15 protein-coding genes are annotated in these 15,383 nt (G+C 67.1%); 7 read left to right on the forward strand and 8 right to left on the reverse strand.

The genetic code is table 11. The annotated features are described in order from the left end of the window. Nucleotides 1-121: 121 nt before the first annotated feature. A complete protein-coding gene (locus tag SI859A1_RS02425) occupies nucleotides 122-997 on the reverse strand; it encodes a L,D-transpeptidase (RefSeq protein ID WP_009208282.1) in 876 nt (291 codons plus the stop codon). A 427-nt stretch (nucleotides 998-1,424) separates the two neighbouring features. On the opposite strand from SI859A1_RS02425, the gene SI859A1_RS02430 reads away from it, so the two are divergent. From SI859A1_RS02430 to hisG, 7 genes are all read left to right on the forward strand, one after another. Next, nucleotides 1,425-1,619 carry a hypothetical protein gene (locus tag SI859A1_RS02430; RefSeq protein WP_040325077.1) on the forward strand — a complete coding sequence of 65 codons (195 nt, stop codon included), beginning with the start codon at nucleotides 1,425-1,427 and terminating at the stop codon, nucleotides 1,617-1,619. A 69-nt stretch (nucleotides 1,620-1,688) separates the two neighbouring features. Further along, complete coding sequence (locus SI859A1_RS02435; RefSeq protein ID WP_040326188.1) at nucleotides 1,689-2,333, forward strand: DNA-3-methyladenine glycosylase I; 645 nt, start codon at nucleotides 1,689-1,691, stop codon at nucleotides 2,331-2,333. 347 nt (nucleotides 2,334-2,680) lie between these two features. Beyond that, complete coding sequence (locus SI859A1_RS02440) at nucleotides 2,681-2,968, forward strand: GIY-YIG nuclease family protein (RefSeq protein ID WP_040325079.1); 288 nt, start codon at nucleotides 2,681-2,683, stop codon at nucleotides 2,966-2,968. 434 nt (nucleotides 2,969-3,402) lie between these two features. Continuing rightward, a complete protein-coding gene (locus tag SI859A1_RS02445; protein ID WP_040325081.1) occupies nucleotides 3,403-4,344 on the forward strand; it encodes an IS110 family RNA-guided transposase in 942 nt (313 codons plus the stop codon). A 250-nt stretch (nucleotides 4,345-4,594) separates the two neighbouring features. Continuing rightward, the gene (gene hisS / locus SI859A1_RS02450) at nucleotides 4,595-6,247 is read left to right on the forward strand and encodes a histidine--tRNA ligase (protein ID WP_009208286.1); all 1,653 of its coding nucleotides are present in this window, start codon (nucleotides 4,595-4,597) and stop codon (nucleotides 6,245-6,247) included. Nucleotides 6,248-6,251: 4 nt separating this feature from the next. Then, a complete protein-coding gene (locus SI859A1_RS02455) occupies nucleotides 6,252-7,397 on the forward strand; it encodes an ATP phosphoribosyltransferase regulatory subunit (protein ID WP_009208287.1) in 1,146 nt (381 codons plus the stop codon). After that, entirely contained in the window at nucleotides 7,394-8,095 is a 702-nt protein-coding gene (gene hisG, locus SI859A1_RS02460) for an ATP phosphoribosyltransferase (protein WP_009208288.1), read from the forward strand. Before SI859A1_RS02455 ends, hisG begins: the two co-directional genes overlap by 4 nt. 464 nt (nucleotides 8,096-8,559) lie before the next feature. Here the strand turns inward: hisG and SI859A1_RS02465 are convergent, their stop codons facing one another. The 7 genes from SI859A1_RS02465 to SI859A1_RS02495 all read right to left on the reverse strand — a co-directional run bounded on the left by SI859A1_RS02465 (nucleotide 8,560) and on the right by SI859A1_RS02495 (nucleotide 15,367). Next, nucleotides 8,560-8,940 (reverse strand): DoxX family protein, encoded by a 381-nt coding sequence (locus tag SI859A1_RS02465; RefSeq protein WP_040325083.1) that lies wholly within the window; start codon nucleotides 8,938-8,940, stop codon nucleotides 8,560-8,562. A 204-nt stretch (nucleotides 8,941-9,144) separates the two neighbouring features. Then, a complete protein-coding gene (gene fumC / locus SI859A1_RS02470) occupies nucleotides 9,145-10,533 on the reverse strand; it encodes a class II fumarate hydratase (protein WP_040326189.1) in 1,389 nt (462 codons plus the stop codon). A gap of 173 nt (nucleotides 10,534-10,706) precedes the next feature. Further along, the gene (locus SI859A1_RS02475; protein ID WP_009208291.1) at nucleotides 10,707-11,390 is read right to left on the reverse strand and encodes a hypothetical protein; all 684 of its coding nucleotides are present in this window, start codon (nucleotides 11,388-11,390) and stop codon (nucleotides 10,707-10,709) included. Between the two features lie 26 nt (nucleotides 11,391-11,416). After that, nucleotides 11,417-13,573, reverse strand: a complete 2,157-nt coding sequence (locus SI859A1_RS02480; RefSeq protein ID WP_009208292.1) for a xanthine dehydrogenase family protein molybdopterin-binding subunit — start codon at nucleotides 13,571-13,573, stop codon at nucleotides 11,417-11,419. 4 nt (nucleotides 13,574-13,577) lie between these two features. Next, nucleotides 13,578-14,036, reverse strand: a complete 459-nt coding sequence (locus SI859A1_RS02485; protein WP_009208293.1) for a (2Fe-2S)-binding protein — start codon at nucleotides 14,034-14,036, stop codon at nucleotides 13,578-13,580. A 274-nt stretch (nucleotides 14,037-14,310) separates the two neighbouring features. Next, nucleotides 14,311-14,493, reverse strand: a complete 183-nt coding sequence (locus SI859A1_RS02490; protein ID WP_040325085.1) for a CsbD family protein — start codon at nucleotides 14,491-14,493, stop codon at nucleotides 14,311-14,313. Between the two features lie 103 nt (nucleotides 14,494-14,596). Further along, complete coding sequence (locus SI859A1_RS02495; RefSeq protein ID WP_009208294.1) at nucleotides 14,597-15,367, reverse strand: sulfite exporter TauE/SafE family protein; 771 nt, start codon at nucleotides 15,365-15,367, stop codon at nucleotides 14,597-14,599. Between the last annotated feature and the right edge of the window lie 16 nt (nucleotides 15,368-15,383).

The raw sequence follows: 15,383 nt of genomic DNA on the forward strand, positions 1-15,383 counted from the left end.
GAGCAAAGCCCACCATGTCCCGCGCCTCGTTGTCGTCATTGTGCCATGGTTTGAACGCATTCCCGCCGCGTTGGTCGCATCGAGTTCCGCATTCCGTTGAGGAAAGTCGGGGCTGTTGCCGTTAGAGCACAACGACCCTGGTTCCGACCTTCACCCGCTCGTAGAGATCCATCACGTCCTGGTTGCGCATGCGGATGCAGCCCGAGGACACCGCGCGGCCGATGGTCCAGGGCTGGTTGGTGCCGTGGATCCGGTAAAGCGTGGAGCCAAGATAGAGCGCGCGGGCGCCCAGCGGGTTGGCTTCGCCGCCCTTCATGTGGGCCGGCAGAATTCGCCCCTTCTTGCGTTCGCGGGCGATCATCTCCTTCGGCGGCGTCCAGCCCGGCCATTCGGCCTTGCGGGTGATCGGATGCCGGCCCTTCCAGCCGAAGCCGGGCTTGCCGACGCCGACGCCGTAGCGGCGCGCCGTGCCGTCGCGGCCGACATGGTAGAGGAACTTTGCCCTGGTATCGACGACGATGGTGCCGGGCGCCTCCTTGCCGCTATACGGCACGGTCTGGGGCAGGAATTGCGGGTCAACCGCATTCGGGGCGGGAAGATTGCGGGTCGCCAGTGCGGCCTGCTGCTGTCCGGTCACCGGCGCGGCGCTGCGCGTTCCGGGAAGATAGCCGGGGCGCACGCCGGGTGCCTGGCCGCGGACGCGCTGCTGCATCCTGGGCTGCGCATAGCCGGGCTGCACGACGACGCGGGTGCCGGCCGACGGCGGCTGTGCGACGCGGCGGCCGCCGAGGACGACGCCGGACGCGGCGGCCCGCTGGTAGCTGCGGGCGACGCCGTCACCCGTCGACAGTTGGAGAAGCCAGCGGTCGGCCAGATCGGGTGCGATCTCGACCGGCGGCAGGCTGCGGTATCGCTCCTGCGCCTGGCTCGCCGCGGGGCAGGCCAGGATCGCCAGCAGGCCGACGAGTGCGCGCCGGGCGGATATCGGTATCGCCATGATGTCCCTCGATTGCCGGATAGGGGCCGGCTTGCGCCTGCCGCCTCGACACCGAGCCTCGCTGCAAAGGGCAAGGGAATGGTAAACGCGCAGGTCTGAAACGCCCTCGGAAACGGAAACAGTTTCATAAGGTTAAGCAGCGGTTTCGGAGCGTGGTTAAGGGCGCGTTGTGGTCGGCTGCGGTTGCTGCGAGCGGATTAGATGCAGCACGCGTGCCACACTTTGCCGAATTAAACCGCATGCCGAAATTTCAGGCATTGTGCAATGCAGCATACTTGCTAGATTCGATGTCGGTGTCCGACGGGCGCCAAGACGGGCACCAGAACCCGGATGCGGGATGAACGCACGCAATGGCATGAACCGGTCGCACGAGATTGCGACTGCAACCCCTTCGCCATGGCCGCTGGACCGGCATAGGAGCCCTGCCATGATCGCTCTGACCCTGATCGTCTGCCTCAACTCTGCCCCCACTGACTGCCGCCCCGAGCAGGTCGCCTTCGACGGCTCCATCATGCAATGCGCCCTGTTCGGCCAGGCTGCCGCCGTCGAACATCTGAAGGCACGGCCGAAATGGCATCTGAAGCGCTATCGCTGCGCGTCGGGCCGCTCGACCAACGCCTGAAACAGGCGGGCGGCGCGGCGGCTTGCCACTGCGGCGGGCGCCTGCGAAAACTGCGTCATGGACCCATCGATGCACGACGCGCCGCCGCCGGACGGCCTGATCCGCGGCCCGGACGGTCGCCTGCGCTGCGCCTGGCACGGCGGCGACGATCTCTATCGCCGCTACCATGACGCGGAATGGGGCCGGCCGACGGATGACGACGACCGGCTCTATGAAAAGCTCTGCCTGGAAGGGTTTCAGGCGGGGCTGTCCTGGCTGACCATCCTGCGCAAGCGCGAGGCCTTCCGCGAACTGTTCCATGGTTTCGCCATCGCGCGGGTGGCGGCGATGGACGAGGCGGATGTGGAGCGGATCGTCCTCGACGCCCGCATCATCCGGCATCGCGGCAAGATCGTCTCGGCGATCAACAATGCCCGCCGCGCCGACGCGCTGCGCACCGAGCACGGCTCACTGGCGCGCTTCCTCTGGCGCCACGCACCGGATGCGGACGAACGGCCGGCGACGGTGACGGCCGAATGGCTGCGCGCCAACCCGGTCACCCCCGCCTCGACGCGCCTGTCTAAGGCCCTGAAGAAGGCCGGTTTCACCTTCGTCGGCCCGACCACGGTTTACGCCTTCATGCAGTCGCTGGGCTTCGTCAACGACCACATCGACGGCTGCTGCATGCGCGACGACTGCCAGACGGCGCGGGATGCGTTCACGGCGCCGGGGTGAGGGGTCGGGCGCGTGGGCATAAGCGGCGTTGCGTTAGTGGTGAACGTCGCGGTAGCGGTGGTTACGGTGTCGCGGCAGGCTAACGCGGTGAGCCTCACCGGAGCGGAAGTTGAGATGGCGAGGCATGGGTCCTCGGCCCGAGGATGACGACCTTGTTGGAGGCTTTCGCTACACTCCGGCGGTGGCCGTGGTCTCTGGATGCCGCTGTTTCTGCGACTAGCCGCAGCGTTCCCTCTCGGCGTCATCCTCGGGCTTGACCCGAGGACCCATGCCAAGCCGGTTCCGCCGCCACATACGCCTCAGAACACCTGCTTGACGCCGCCACCGCCACCGTCGACGCTCCACCGATGGCCGGCACCGTCTACATCATGGCGTCGCAGAAGAACGGCACGCTTTATATCGGCGTCACGTCGGACCTGTCGCGCCGGGTGTACGAGCACAAGAGCGGCCTGACCAAAGGCTTCGTGAAGGCCCATGGGGTGACGCGGCTGGTCTGGTACGAAGATCATGTCGACATCGGCAGCGCCATCCAACGTGAGAGATCCCTGAAACGCTGGCGGCGGCAATGGAAGATCGACCTGATCGAGGCGATGAACCCGGAGTGGAACGAGCTTTACCGCGGCATGGGGTGGTGAGGTGTTGGTGGTATTCGCCGGAGCGGCGGTTGCAACGTCGAGGCATGGGTCCTCGGGTCAAGCCCGAGGATGACGCCGAGATTTGAGCTGTGCTGCCAATCGCCACCGTCTGTGCAGTCGCTGGAACCGGTGGCATCGAAAGGTCCGCGGCGCTGCGGCCGCTGCAAAGGTCCGCAGCTGCTGCAAAGGTCCGTAGCCGCTGCAGAGGTCATAGCCGCCGAAGTGTAGCGAAAACCTCCAACAAGGTCGTCATCCTTGTCTGTTGACGGCCTCTTGCAATTGGAGAGGCTGATCGGCGGGCAGCGCACCGTGTCATCCTTGGTCGTTGGAGACCGTGCCCGAGCAAGGTTCGCCGCCCGCCTTTCGTCATCCACCCCGAACAGTTGCCGGGGCCGGCGTGACAGCGCCGAGCCCGCAGGACAAGGATGGGACTTATGATGATAGACCGGACCGTGCTGGGTATCGATATCTCTGGAGCGCATCTCGACGTCTTTGCTCATCCCGAAGGGCGGGCCAGACGCCTGACCAACGATGCCGACGGGATCGCTGCCGTGACGGCCTTGGCGGCAAGGCGGCAGGCTTTCGTCGTGATCGAGGCCACCGCGCCGTTCGACCAGCCGCTGATCCGTGCCCTGGAGGCGGCGGGCCTGGTGTTCCACCGGGCCAATCCCCGCCGCGCCCGCGACTTCGCCCGGTCGGCCGGCCTTCTGGCCAAGACCGATGCGGTCGATGCCCGCATGCTGGCCCTTTACGGCACGGCTCTGGCGCTGCGGCCGACGGAGAAGGTGGCGCCCGCGCGGCTGGCGCTGCAGGGCTTGGTCAGCCGCCGCGACCAGCTCGTCGCAATGCGCAAGGCCGAGCGGGTGCGGTTGCGGACCATGAGCGAGCCGTGCATCGCCGAAAGTCTCCTCGCGGTGATCGCCCTCCTCGACGCGCAGATCCGCACCATCGAGCGCCGCATCGAGGCGACGGTCGCGGCCGATGCCGCTTTGGCCCGCCAGCGCCGCGTGCTGCGCGCAGCTCCCGGCATCGGGCCGGTCGCCGCTTCGGTGCTGCTGGCCAGCCTGCCCGAACTCGGCCGCGTCAGCCGCCGGGCGATCGCCGCCCTGGCGGGGCTTGCCCCCATTGCCCGGGACTCCGGCCTGCTGCGCGGCAGACGCTGCGTCCAGGGTGGCCGCAAGCGCGTGCGCGACGCCCTCTACATGGCGGCGCTCGCCGCCGTGCGAACAACGCCGTGGAAGGCCCTCTTCGCCACCATGACGACCGCCGGCAAACCAGCAAAGCTCAGCCTGATCGCCATCGCCCGCAAGCTCCTCGTCACGCTCAACGTGGCAATCCGAACCGGAGAATATCAGCCGCGCCCAGCCACCCCTTGACGCATACTCACACAGTTGCTCGGGCTTGACCCGAGGACCCATGCCAGATCGTTGACGCTGCCGGCCACCCCTCCGATCTGCATCTCAGCCGCATCGTTGGCCGCGTTTGCGCACCCGCTGCGCACCCGCCCCCGCCCCACGCCTTGCAAAACCGGCTTGCCTTGCCGAAATCGGGCGCACGGGGTAGGGGATCGCCCGCAGGAAAGGGTGCATGTGAGCGCCCGTCAAACCGTTTGGACGCAGCGCATTCATGGCCGACAAGAAGAAGAAACCGTCGAGGGTCCAGGCACGGGTGCCGCGCGGCTTCGTCGATCGCGATGCCAGCGATCTGCGCGCCCAGGATGCCATGCTGACGAAGATCCGCCGGGTCTACGAGACCTACGGCTTCGAGCCGGTGGAGACGCCTGTGTTCGAATATACCGACGCGCTGGGCAAGTTCCTGCCGGATGCCGACCGGCCGAATGCCGGCGTGTTCTCGCTGCAGGACGACGACGAGGCGTGGATGAGCCTGCGCTACGATCTGACGGCGCCGCTCGCCCGCTATGTGGCGGAGAATTACGAGAGCCTGCCCAAGCCCTATCGTAGCTACCGCGCCGGCTACGTCTTCCGCAACGAGAAGCCGGGGCCGGGCCGCTTCCGCCAGTTCATGCAGTTCGACGCCGACATCGTCGGCGCGCCGAACGTGTCGGCCGATGCCGAGATGGCGATGATGATGGCCGACACGATGGAGGCGCTGGGCATTCCACGCGGCCAGTATGTCATCCGCGTCAACAACCGGAAGGTGCTCGACGGCGTGCTGGAGGCGATCGGCCTCGGCGGCGAAGAGAATGCCGGCCGCCGCCTGACGGTGCTGCGGGCGATCGACAAGCTGGACAAGTTCGGCCCCGAGGGCGTCAAGCTGCTGCTCGGCACGGGACGTTGGGACGGCGGCCAGGAAGGCGAGGGCGATTTCACGCCGGGCGCCGGGCTGGACGACGCGCAGACGAAGCGTCTTCTTTGGTTCGTAACTGTGGCATCTCGCGACTATGATGACCCGACAAAATCGAAAGAGATTGACCCCAAATTCGACTACCTCAAGGAAGACGGGAGCGGGGGAGCCGAAAAGTTGCTCACTACAGCAATTTTGGACAGTGACTACGGCACCAATGCGGGGGTGATAGAGGGCATAACCGAACTGATCGCGATTCGGGATTTGGCCATCGCTTCCGGCTATGGTGATGGCCGTATCATCCTCGATCCTTCATGTGTCCGCGGGCTCGAATACTATACCGGGCCGGTCTTCGAGGCCGAGCTGCTGTTCGACGTCACCAACGAGAAGGGCCAGAAGGTCCAGTTCGGCTCGGTCGGCGGCGGCGGGCGCTATGACGGGCTGGTGTCGCGCTTCATGAGCCAGCCGGTGCCGGCGACGGGCTTTTCCGTCGGCGTCTCCCGCCTGATGACGGCGCTGAAGAATCTCGGTCGCCTCGACGCTGCCGAGCGGACCGGGCCGGTGGTGGTCACCGTGATGGACCGCGGCCGCATGGCTGACTACCAGGCCATGGCGACGACGCTGCGCGCGGCGCTGAACACCGATGAGAACGGCAATCCGACGGCGACGCCGGTGCCGGTCGAGGTGTTCCAGGGCAACCCCAAGCAGTTCGGCAAGCAGCTACAATATGCCGACCGGCGCAATGCCCCGGTCGTCGTCATCCAGGGCGGCGACGAGAAGGCGGCCGGCAAGGTGCAGGTCAAGGATCTGGCGCTCGGCAAGGAACTATCCGCCGAGATCACCGACAATGCCGAATGGCGCGAGGCGCGGGCCGGGCAGGAAATGGTCGACGAGGCCGACATGGTCGCGGCGGTAAAGGCGATCCTGGCGCGTCAGAACGGCCGTTCTGGCGGCGATGCCGACAGCGGAGCCTGAGACCGTGAGCGCCGAGACACGCGCCGGAACGGGCGCGCCCTACGATGCCGAGCTCGGCGCGCTGTTCGCCGCCCGCGGCGCGGCGCGCGTCGACGTGCCGATCATCCAGCCGGCCGATCCCTATCTCGACACGGCCGGCGAGGCGCTGCGCCGGCGTATCTTCCTGACCCGCGGCGAGGCCGGCGAGACGCTGTGCCTGCGGCCCGACTTCACCATCCCCGTCTGCCGCGATCATGTCGGCCATGGTGCGACGCTGCCGCGGCGCTACAGCTATGTTGGGCTGGTGTTCCGCCAGCGGCCGACCGGGCCGGGCGAGTTCTACCAGGCCGGGATCGAGGATCTCGGCGAGGAAAACGCTGCGACCGCCGACGCGCGGGCGCTGGCCGATGCCCTGGCGGGGCTGGAGGCCTGCGGCCTCGAAGCCGGCGAGCTCGATCTCGTGCTCGGCGACCAGGGCCTGTTCGAGGCGTTCCTGCGGGCGCTCGGCCTGCCGGAAGGCTGGCAGCGCCGGCTGGTGCGCACCTTCGGCCATGACGATCAGTTGGAAGCGGCACTTGCCGCGCTGGCGCGTGGCGGCAGCGGCGCTCTGGACACCCTCGACCCGGAATTTGCCGAATTCGCCCGTCTTGGCGAGCAGGGTGCGCTGACCTTCAGGATCCGCGAACGCATGGAGGAGGCTGGTCTGCCGCCCCATTCCGGGCGTTCGCCGGGCGAGGTCGCGGCGCGGCTGATCGAGAAGGTGGCGATCGCCGAGGCGAAGCTCAGCGAGGGCTCGCTGCAGCTTCTGCGCCGGTTCCTGGCCATCGACGCACCCCTGTCGGAGGCCGGCACGGTCATCGGCGATCTCGCTGGTGCGGCCGGGCTCGATCTCGGCCGGGCGCTGACGTTTTTCGAGACCCGCAACCTCGCGCTGCGGGCGGCCGGCGTCGATCTCGCCGCGGTGCGCTATCGCGCCGCCTTCGGCCGGCCGATCGACTATTACACCGGCCTCGTCTTCGAGGCCCGCCGCAAGGGTTCGGACGAGCCGCTGGCAGGTGGCGGGCGCTATGACCGGCTGTTGAGCATTCTGGGCGCCGAGCGGCCGGTGCCGGCCGTCGGCTTCTCGCTCTGGCTCGACCGCATCGCCAGCCGGACGGGAGACGCGACATGACACTCACTCTCGCGATTCCGTCCAAGGGGCGGTTGAAGGACAAGGCCGTCGCGGCGCTGGCCGGGGCCGGCATCCATGTGGCGTCCGCCGAGGATTCGCGCAGCTACCGCACCAGCGTCACCGGGGCACCGGGACTGGAAGTGCTGCTGCTGTCGGCCTCGGAGATCGCCCGCGAACTGCGCGACGGGGCGATCGATTTCGGCATCACCGGCGAAGATCTGATCCGCGAGACCATCGCCGAGCCTGAACAGGTGGTGGAAACGGTGTCGCGTCTCGGCTTCGGTCATGCCGACGTCGTCGTGGCCGTACCCGATGCCTGGGTCGACGTGGAGACGATGGAAGACCTGAACGACGTGGCCGGGGGCTATCGCGCCCGCCACGGGCGCCGACTGCGAGTAGCGACGAAGTATTGGCGGCTGACCCAGAGCTTCTTCACGCGGCGCAACGGCATCCAGAGCTACCGCATTGTCGAAAGCCTCGGCGCAACCGAAGGCACGCCCGCCGCGGGCTCGGCGGATGTCATCGTCGACATCACCTCGACCGGCTCCACCCTGACGGCGAACCATCTCAAGATCCTGTCCGACGGGGTGATTTTACGGTCGCAGGCCTGCCTCATCCGCTCGCTGGTCGCGCGCGATCGGCAGGATGTGGCGGAAGCGGACGCCCTCGCCGCGCGGTTCGGTTCGGCGCCGGACTGAGATCAGCCCGGCGGCACCGCCGCACCGCCGCACCGGCTGGCGCGGCGAAATTGTTCTGATCAATACTATCCGGGTCTGTGACCGCCCGTTGCCTGCAGGCATTCGACGAAGAGATCGAGAACATATTTCCGGTCAGGACTGTTGCGTCTGTTGTCTGCCTCTGAACGGATGACCTTTTCCATCAACATCCAGGCGACGTATTCCCGGCTGATCTCGCCGGAATGGATACTTACGTGGTCTGTCATGTTCACCCCATCAAGCATGCTGACTACCGTCTTGTGTCGAACTCCCCCGCCGCTCGATGGTATAAGAAGAAAATTCGATAAGGCAACAGAATTAACGTAAAGTCATGCCAGCTCGCCCGCCGTCGATTGGAACGCGGTTCGGGGGCGTGCGCACGAAAAGGCCGCCCCGGCGCGACGGCGACCGGAGCGGCTGAGGCATTGTTCGGACCTTCTGGTTCGTCAGGCGTAGCGGCTTTCGCGCTTCGGCTTGTCGACGGCCAGCGCTCCGGCACCGGCGCCGGCAAGGGCGAGGAAGCCGCCGGCGAGGGCGATGTTCTTAAGCAGCGCGGTCTGGTCGTCGATATGGGCAAGAAGGCCGGTGGCGATGCAGAAGGCGGCCAGCGCGATGGCCACGGCCCGCGTCTGGAAACCGACCAGCACCGCGACGCCGGCCAGAAGCTCGAAGGCGCCGACGACATAGGCCATCACGAGCGGAGCGGGCACGCCGAGGCTGGACAAATAGCCCGAGAAGCCGGCGGCCCCCGCGAGCTTGCCGAAGCCCGATACGATGAAAATGATCGACAGGAGAACCCTGCCGAGAAGGATGAGATTGGCGTTCATGGCGATGTCTCCTGGGCGGCGTCATTGCGGTGAATGATGTTCCGCAGCGCCTTTGTCGGTTGAACCGATGCACAGGTAAACTCCCGCGCGGGAACTTGCATCCCGGCCCGGCGCCGACAATTCGTCAACCGAAAACGATACAATCGCAGTTCTGGTGGCGACGACCGATAGGCGGGCATCGATCGTCGCCGTCTGTCAGGTGGATCAGCCCGGTGCGATCATCGTGCGCGGATCGACGATCCGATCGTAATCCGCCTCGGAGACGAGGCCGCTCGCAACGGCTTCCTCGCGCAGGGTCGTGCCGTTCTGATGCGCGGTCTTGGCGATCTTGGCGGCGGCATCGTAGCCGATGGTCGGCGCCAGCGCGGTCACCAGCATCAGCGACTGCTCCATCAGGCTCTGGATGCGCTCCTCGTTCGCCTCGATGCCGTCGACGCAATGTTCGGCGAAGCTGACCATGGAATCGGCCAGAAGCCGAATCGAGGACAGGACGGCATTGGCGATGACGGGCTTGAAGACGTTCAGCTCGAAATGGCCCTGCGAGGCGGCCACCGTCACGGTGGTGTCGTGGCCGAAGATCTCGGTGGCGACCATGGTGATGGCCTCGGCCTGGGTCGGGTTGACCTTGCCCGGCATGATCGACGAGCCGGGCTCGTTGGCCGGCAGGTTGAGTTCGCCGAGGCCGGAGCGCGGGCCGGAGCCGAGGAAGCGGATGTCGTTGGCGATTTTCATCAGGTCGGCGGCGAGCGAGTTGAGCGCGCCGTGGAAGAAGGTCAGCGCGCCGTGCGAGGCCAGCGCCTCGAACTTGTTGGTCGCGGTGCGGAACGCCTCGCCGGTGAGCTTGGCAACCTCGGCGGCGACCGCCGTATCGAAGCCCTCGGGTGCGTTGAGGCCGGTGCCGACGGCGGTGCCGCCCTGGGCCAGCGCCAGGACACCGTCGAGAGCGTCGGCGATGCGCTTCTTGGAGAGTTCCAGCGCCGCGGCGTAGCCGGAGAATTCCTGGCCGAGCGTCACCGGGGTGGCGTCCTGGGTATGGGTGCGGCCGATCTTGATGATCGCCGCATATTGCTTCGCCTTGGCGTCCAGCGAGCCGTGCAGTCGGTCGAGGGCCGGCAGCAGCAGGCGCCGGGTCTCCAGCACCGTGGCGACATGCATGGCCGTCGGGAAGACGTCGTTGGACGACTGGCTCATGTTGACGTGGTCGTTGGGATGAACCGGCTTTTTGCTGCCCATGGTGCCGCCGAGCATCTCGATCGCCCGGTTCGAGATGACCTCGTTGACATTCATGTTGGTCTGGGTGCCCGAGCCGGTCTGCCAGACGACGAGGGGGAAGTGGTCGTCGAGCTTGCCGGCGACGATCTCGTCGGCGGCGCTCTCGATGGCGTCGGCGATCTGGCCGTCGAGGCGGCCCATCGAGGTGTTCACCCGGGCGACGGCCTTCTTGACGAGGGCGAGGGCGTGGATCAGCGGCAGCGGCTGGCGGTCGCCGCCGATGCGGAAATTGTTGCGCGACCGTTCGGTCTGGGCGCCCCAGTAGCGGTCGGCCTCGACTTCGATGGCGCCGATGGAATCGGTTTCGGTACGGGTGCTCATCTTCTGCCCTTCGCAGCTCGTGTACAGGTCGGGCATGGCTTACCGGGCGCGCCGCCGGATCGGAAGGGGCGGGCGCAGGGTAAAATCGGTTTAGGCCGGCGGCGAAGCCCCAAACGAAAACAGGCGGGCCCCGGGGGACCCGCCTGCAAGGTATCGTCATGGATGGTGGCCGGTCAGCCGGTCGGGCAATGGGCCCCGGTCGCGGCCCAGGCTTCGTAGAGCGCGCCGAACTGCTCCTGCGTGCCCGGCACCTTCTCGCGGCCCTGGCCCGGATTCCAGCCCCAGCCGACCAGATCGTCTGCGGCCATATGCTCGACGAGCTCGGCCAGGGTCTTGCCGCCATTGCGGTCCTGATCCTTGATCTGCACGCAGATCTCGGCCAGCGAACGGCCTTCCCAGGCCATCTCGATCGGCGCCACATGCCAGTTCGGATTGCCGGGGATCGAGCGGATACCCTCGGCCTGCGCCACCACCTCGACATTCTCGGGGCCATGGCACGTGTTACACATCATGCCGGGGGCGCCGAAATTGGAATCGCCGCGCACGACGGGTGGCTGGTGCTCGCGCATCTCCATGCCCTGGAGCGGCGAATTGCCCGCCGGATGGCAGTTCACGCAGCGCGGATGCAGCAGCACCTTGCCGGTTTCCTCGAAGATGGCGATCGAGCGCTGGGTCTCGTCGGCGATCCCGTCGAAGGCCGAGACCGGCTTCAGGGTCCGCTCGGGATCGGCCTGCGGCGCGACGGCGGGCGTCGAGGGTTCGGGCGCCGCGGGCGCGCGTTCCTGCGCACCTGCCGGGCTCATGACGAGGCCGGCGGCGAGCAGGATGCCGGCGAAGCGGCCGGCCAGGGATGTCATTGACGTCACAGATGCTGTCCTGTCGTTCACGAGACGAGATTGCCGGCGATCGGCAGGCGGCGCACCGGCTGGCCGGTCAGGCGACGCCAGGCGTTGGCGACGGCCGGTCCGATCGGCGGAGTTCCGGGTTCGCCGACACCCGTCGGCGGCTCGTTGGAAGGGATGATGGCGACCTCGACCTCGGGCATCTCGTTGATGCGCAGCGAGCGATAGTCGTGGAAGTTGGACTGGACGACGCGGCCGCCGTCGCCGAGCGTGATCTGATCGTAGAGGATCGCGCCGAGGCCGTAGCCGATGCCGCCCTCCATCTGGGCCCGGATGATGTTCGGATTGACCGCAACGCCGCAATCGACCGCGCACCAGACCTTGTGGACCTTCGGAGCGCCGTCCTCGCCGATGGAGACCTCGGCGATCTCCGCGACATAGGTGTTGAAGCTCTTGTGGACGGCGACGCCGCGCTGGCGGCCTTCCGGCGCGGGCGTACCCCAGTCGGCGATCTCGGCGACCTTCTTCAGGACGGCCGTGTGACGCGGATGTTCGCCGAGCAGCGCCAGGCGCCCCTCGAGGGGATCCTTGCCGGCCTTTTCCAGCATCTCGTCGAGAAAGGTCTCGACGGCGAAGGCGGTGTGGGTGTGGCCCACCGAACGCCACCACAGGATCGGCACCGGCAGCTCGGTCTGATGAGCGTAGACCCGGCGATTGGGGATCGCATAGGGCAGGTCCGAGGCGCCCTCGACCGTCGTCTCGTCGAGCTCGGTCTTGTTCATGATCGACTGGCCGGCGATCTTGTGGTCCCAGGCGACGATGTTGCCTTCGGAGTCGATGGCGCCCTTGATCGCGTGGACGTAGATCGGGCGGTAGAAGCCGCCGCGAATGTCGTCCTCACGGGTCCACATGTGCTTGATCGGGCGGTCCATGCCGGACGCCTTGAAGGCGGCGGCGGCCTCGCGCATGTAGGGCGAGCCGAACTGGGCCCGGCGGCCGAAGCTGCCGCCGGCGAGCTGCATGTTCACCCGCACCTTCGACGCGTCGACGCCGCAGACCTCGGCGATCGCGGCCTTGTCCTGGCCGGGGAACTGCGAGCCGTTGTAGCAGTCGATCGAGCCGTCTTCCTGCTTGATCAGCACCGCGTCGAGCGGCTCCATCGGGGCATGGGCGAGGAAGGGGAAGACGAGGTCGGAGTGCATCGTGGTGATGCCGTTCGCCGAGGAGGCGCCGTCGACGTCGCCCTCATTCGCCGCCTCGAGCCCTTCGCCGGAGAACAGCGCGCGGTAATCCTCGTAGATCTCCTCGCTGGAGCGGGACTCGGCGGTTGTGAGGTCCCAGACGATCTTCAGCGCATCGCGCGCCTTCAGGGCGGCATAGGTGTTCTCGGCATAGACCGCGATGCCCTGCGGGATCTGCTGGATGTCGACGACGTCGGGGATCTGGCGGGCCGCCGTATCGTCGAAGCTCTGCACCGTGGCGCCGAAATGCGCCGGATGCGCGACCATGGCGATCATCATGTTGTCGGCGAGGACGTCGAGGGTGAAGACTGCCTTGCCGTTGGTCTTTTCCGGCGTGTCGAGCTTCGGCCGGTCGGTGCCGATCAGGACGAAGTCCTTCGGGTCCTTGAGCGCGGGATCGGACGGCGCATCCATGGTCGCGGCCTTGTCGGCGAGTTCGCCGAAGCCGGACTCCTTGCCGGAGGCCGCATGGGCGATGCGCCCCTTGGAGACGGTGATCTCCTCGGCGGGAACGCCCCATTCCTCGGCCGCCGCGGCGACCAGCATGGCCCGGGCCGTGGCGCCGGCCTTGCGCATCTGCTCGTAGGAATTGGCGATCGACGTCGAGCCGCCGGTGCCCTGCAGGCCGAAGGCGAGGTTCTTGTAGGTCTCGTCCGCAGGCGCCGCGGCGGCGCGCATCTGGCTCCAGTCGGCGTCGAGTTCCTCGGCGACCAGCGTCGTCAGGCCCGTATAGGGACCCTGGCCGAACTCGATATGCTTCGACAGGACCGTGACCGTGCTGTCCGGGGCGATGCGCACGAAGGCGTTGAACTCGCTGGCCGGGCCGGCGGGACCGGCCGGCGCGCCCTGGATCAGGGCAGCGGCGGCCTTCGTCCGCGAGGCCAGCGCCACGCCGATGACGAGACCGGTGCCGATCAGGAAGTTGCGGCGGGTCGGGTTGATGGTCTGAATACCCATGGGATCAGCCCTCCAGCGTGTCGGAGGCGTCATGGATCGCCTGGCGGATGCGTTGATAGGTGGCACAGCGGCAGATGTTGCCGGCCATGGCGTTATCGATGTCTTCGTCGCTCGGCGTCGGATTGAACTGCAGCAGCGAGACGGCCGACATGATCTGGCCGGACTGGCAATAGCCGCATTGCGGCACGTCGATTGCGGTCCAGGCCGCCTGCACAGCCTCGGCTTCAGCGCCCTCGACGCCCTCGATGGTGGTGACGCTGGAGCCGTCGACGGTGGAGATCGGCGTGATGCAGGAGCGCCGCGTCATGCCGTCGAGATGCACGGTGCAGGCGCCGCACTGGGCGATGCCGCAGCCATATTTGGTGCCGGTCAGGCGCTCGGCGTCACGGATGACCCAGAGCAGGGGCGTGTCGGGATCGCCGTCGAACGTCTTCTGTTCGCCGTTGAGCGTGAAACTGATCAAGGGAAGCCTCCTTCAGGGCGGCCGGTCAGGCAGGTGCCGCCAAGCGGCTCCGTCATGATTTGGATTGATTCCAAAATAGCCGAACAGCAGGAAACGGCAACCTCATTCGGGTGGCCACGGCGTCTTCGCAGGGAAGACGAACACCATGGATGCTGCAGCGCACATCGTGCGTTCCGCCGATGGCGTCGCATGCGGGCGGCAGACAGGCAGGCCGCACGAAAAAGGCCGCCCCGATCCGGGACGGCCTTCGTTCAATCACTGGGGGTGAGGGGGCTCAGCTGGTCTGGTCTTCGACGGCGTCCTTGACCTTGCCGTAGTTCTTCTGGGTCTTGCCTTCGATTTCGTCGGCTGCGCCCTCGGCCTTCATGCGGTCATTGCCCGACAGATCGCCGGCAGCCTGCTTCAGCTTGCCGCCTGCTTCCTTCGCCGCGCCCTTGATCTCGTTCTTGTCAACCATGAGGACATCCTTTGCTTCGTTGCCGGCAGTGTCTGCCAAGCTTCGGTACCTCAACGGTTTTCTCGATCGGTGGTTCCGGATTGCGTCGCACCGACCGGACGCGTCAGCGCAGCAGCCCGACGATTTGGGTGATCGCCAGACCGCAGACGAGGAGACCGACCGTGCGCAGCAGCGCCGTTTCGGAAATCCGCCGCACGATCGTGCCGGCGAAGGGCGCTGCGGCGACGCCGCCGACGATCAGGCCGAGGATGGCGAGACCGTGGGTGGTCAGATCGCCGGCCTCCTCCCAATGCCCGGTGACGAGGGCGAAGACGAAGGTCAGCGAGACCGAAAGCGTGACGAGGAACTCGGCCGTGTTGACGGTGCCGATGACGTAGCGCGGCTGGCCGCCGGCGCCGAGCAGGCCGGAGGTGACGATCGGTCCCCAGCCGCCGCCGCCGACCGCGTCGAGGAAGCCGCCGCAGGCGGCCAGCGGCATGGAGGTCGCGGGCGAGACCGGCTTGCTGGGAATCTTCCGGAACGAGCGCACGAGGAGATAGACGCCGATCACGGCCAGATAAGCGCCGACATAGGGGCGCAGGACGCTGCCGGAGATGCTGGTGAGGACATAGGTGCCGAGAACGCCGCCGAGGATGCCGAGGGGCACGAGGCGCCAGAACAGCTTCCAGTCGACATTGCGGTTGACGAGATGGGCGGTGCCCGACGCTGCCGTGGTGAACAGCTCGGCCGTGTGGACCGAGGCCGAGGCGGCGGCGGGTGCCACGCCGAAGGACAGGAGCACGGTGGAGGAGACGACGCCGTAGGCCATACCGAGCGCGCCATCGACGAGCTGGGCAAGGAAGCCGACGGCGAGAAACAGGAAGAAGTCGCTCATGGAAGACCCGGTGGTT

Source organism: Aurantimonas manganoxydans SI85-9A1, from assembly GCF_000153465.1.
Lineage (GTDB): Bacteria > Pseudomonadota > Alphaproteobacteria > Rhizobiales > Rhizobiaceae > Aurantimonas > Aurantimonas manganoxydans.

What these genes read in the sequence shown, in the direction of transcription:
- SI859A1_RS02425 (WP_009208282.1), bottom strand. Translation starts at nt 997, where the DNA reads ATGGCGATACCGATATCCGCCCGGCGCGCACTCGTCGGCCTGCTGGCG.
- SI859A1_RS02430 (WP_040325077.1), top strand. Translation starts at nt 1,425, where the DNA reads ATGATCGCTCTGACCCTGATCGTCTGCCTCAACTCTGCCCCCACTGAC.
- SI859A1_RS02435 (WP_040326188.1), top strand. Translation starts at nt 1,689, where the DNA reads ATGCACGACGCGCCGCCGCCGGACGGCCTGATCCGCGGCCCGGACGGT.
- SI859A1_RS02440 (WP_040325079.1), top strand. Translation starts at nt 2,681, where the DNA reads ATGGCCGGCACCGTCTACATCATGGCGTCGCAGAAGAACGGCACGCTT.
- SI859A1_RS02445 (WP_040325081.1), top strand. Translation starts at nt 3,403, where the DNA reads ATGATGATAGACCGGACCGTGCTGGGTATCGATATCTCTGGAGCGCAT.
- hisS (WP_009208286.1), top strand. Translation starts at nt 4,595, where the DNA reads ATGGCCGACAAGAAGAAGAAACCGTCGAGGGTCCAGGCACGGGTGCCG.
- hisG (WP_009208288.1), top strand. Translation starts at nt 7,394, where the DNA reads ATGACACTCACTCTCGCGATTCCGTCCAAGGGGCGGTTGAAGGACAAG.
- SI859A1_RS02465 (WP_040325083.1), bottom strand. Translation starts at nt 8,940, where the DNA reads ATGAACGCCAATCTCATCCTTCTCGGCAGGGTTCTCCTGTCGATCATT.
- fumC (WP_040326189.1), bottom strand. Translation starts at nt 10,533, where the DNA reads ATGAGCACCCGTACCGAAACCGATTCCATCGGCGCCATCGAAGTCGAG.
- SI859A1_RS02475 (WP_009208291.1), bottom strand. Translation starts at nt 11,390, where the DNA reads ATGACATCCCTGGCCGGCCGCTTCGCCGGCATCCTGCTCGCCGCCGGC.
- SI859A1_RS02480 (WP_009208292.1), bottom strand. Translation starts at nt 13,573, where the DNA reads ATGGGTATTCAGACCATCAACCCGACCCGCCGCAACTTCCTGATCGGC.
- SI859A1_RS02490 (WP_040325085.1), bottom strand. Translation starts at nt 14,493, where the DNA reads ATGGTTGACAAGAACGAGATCAAGGGCGCGGCGAAGGAAGCAGGCGGC.
- SI859A1_RS02495 (WP_009208294.1), bottom strand. Translation starts at nt 15,367, where the DNA reads ATGAGCGACTTCTTCCTGTTTCTCGCCGTCGGCTTCCTTGCCCAGCTC.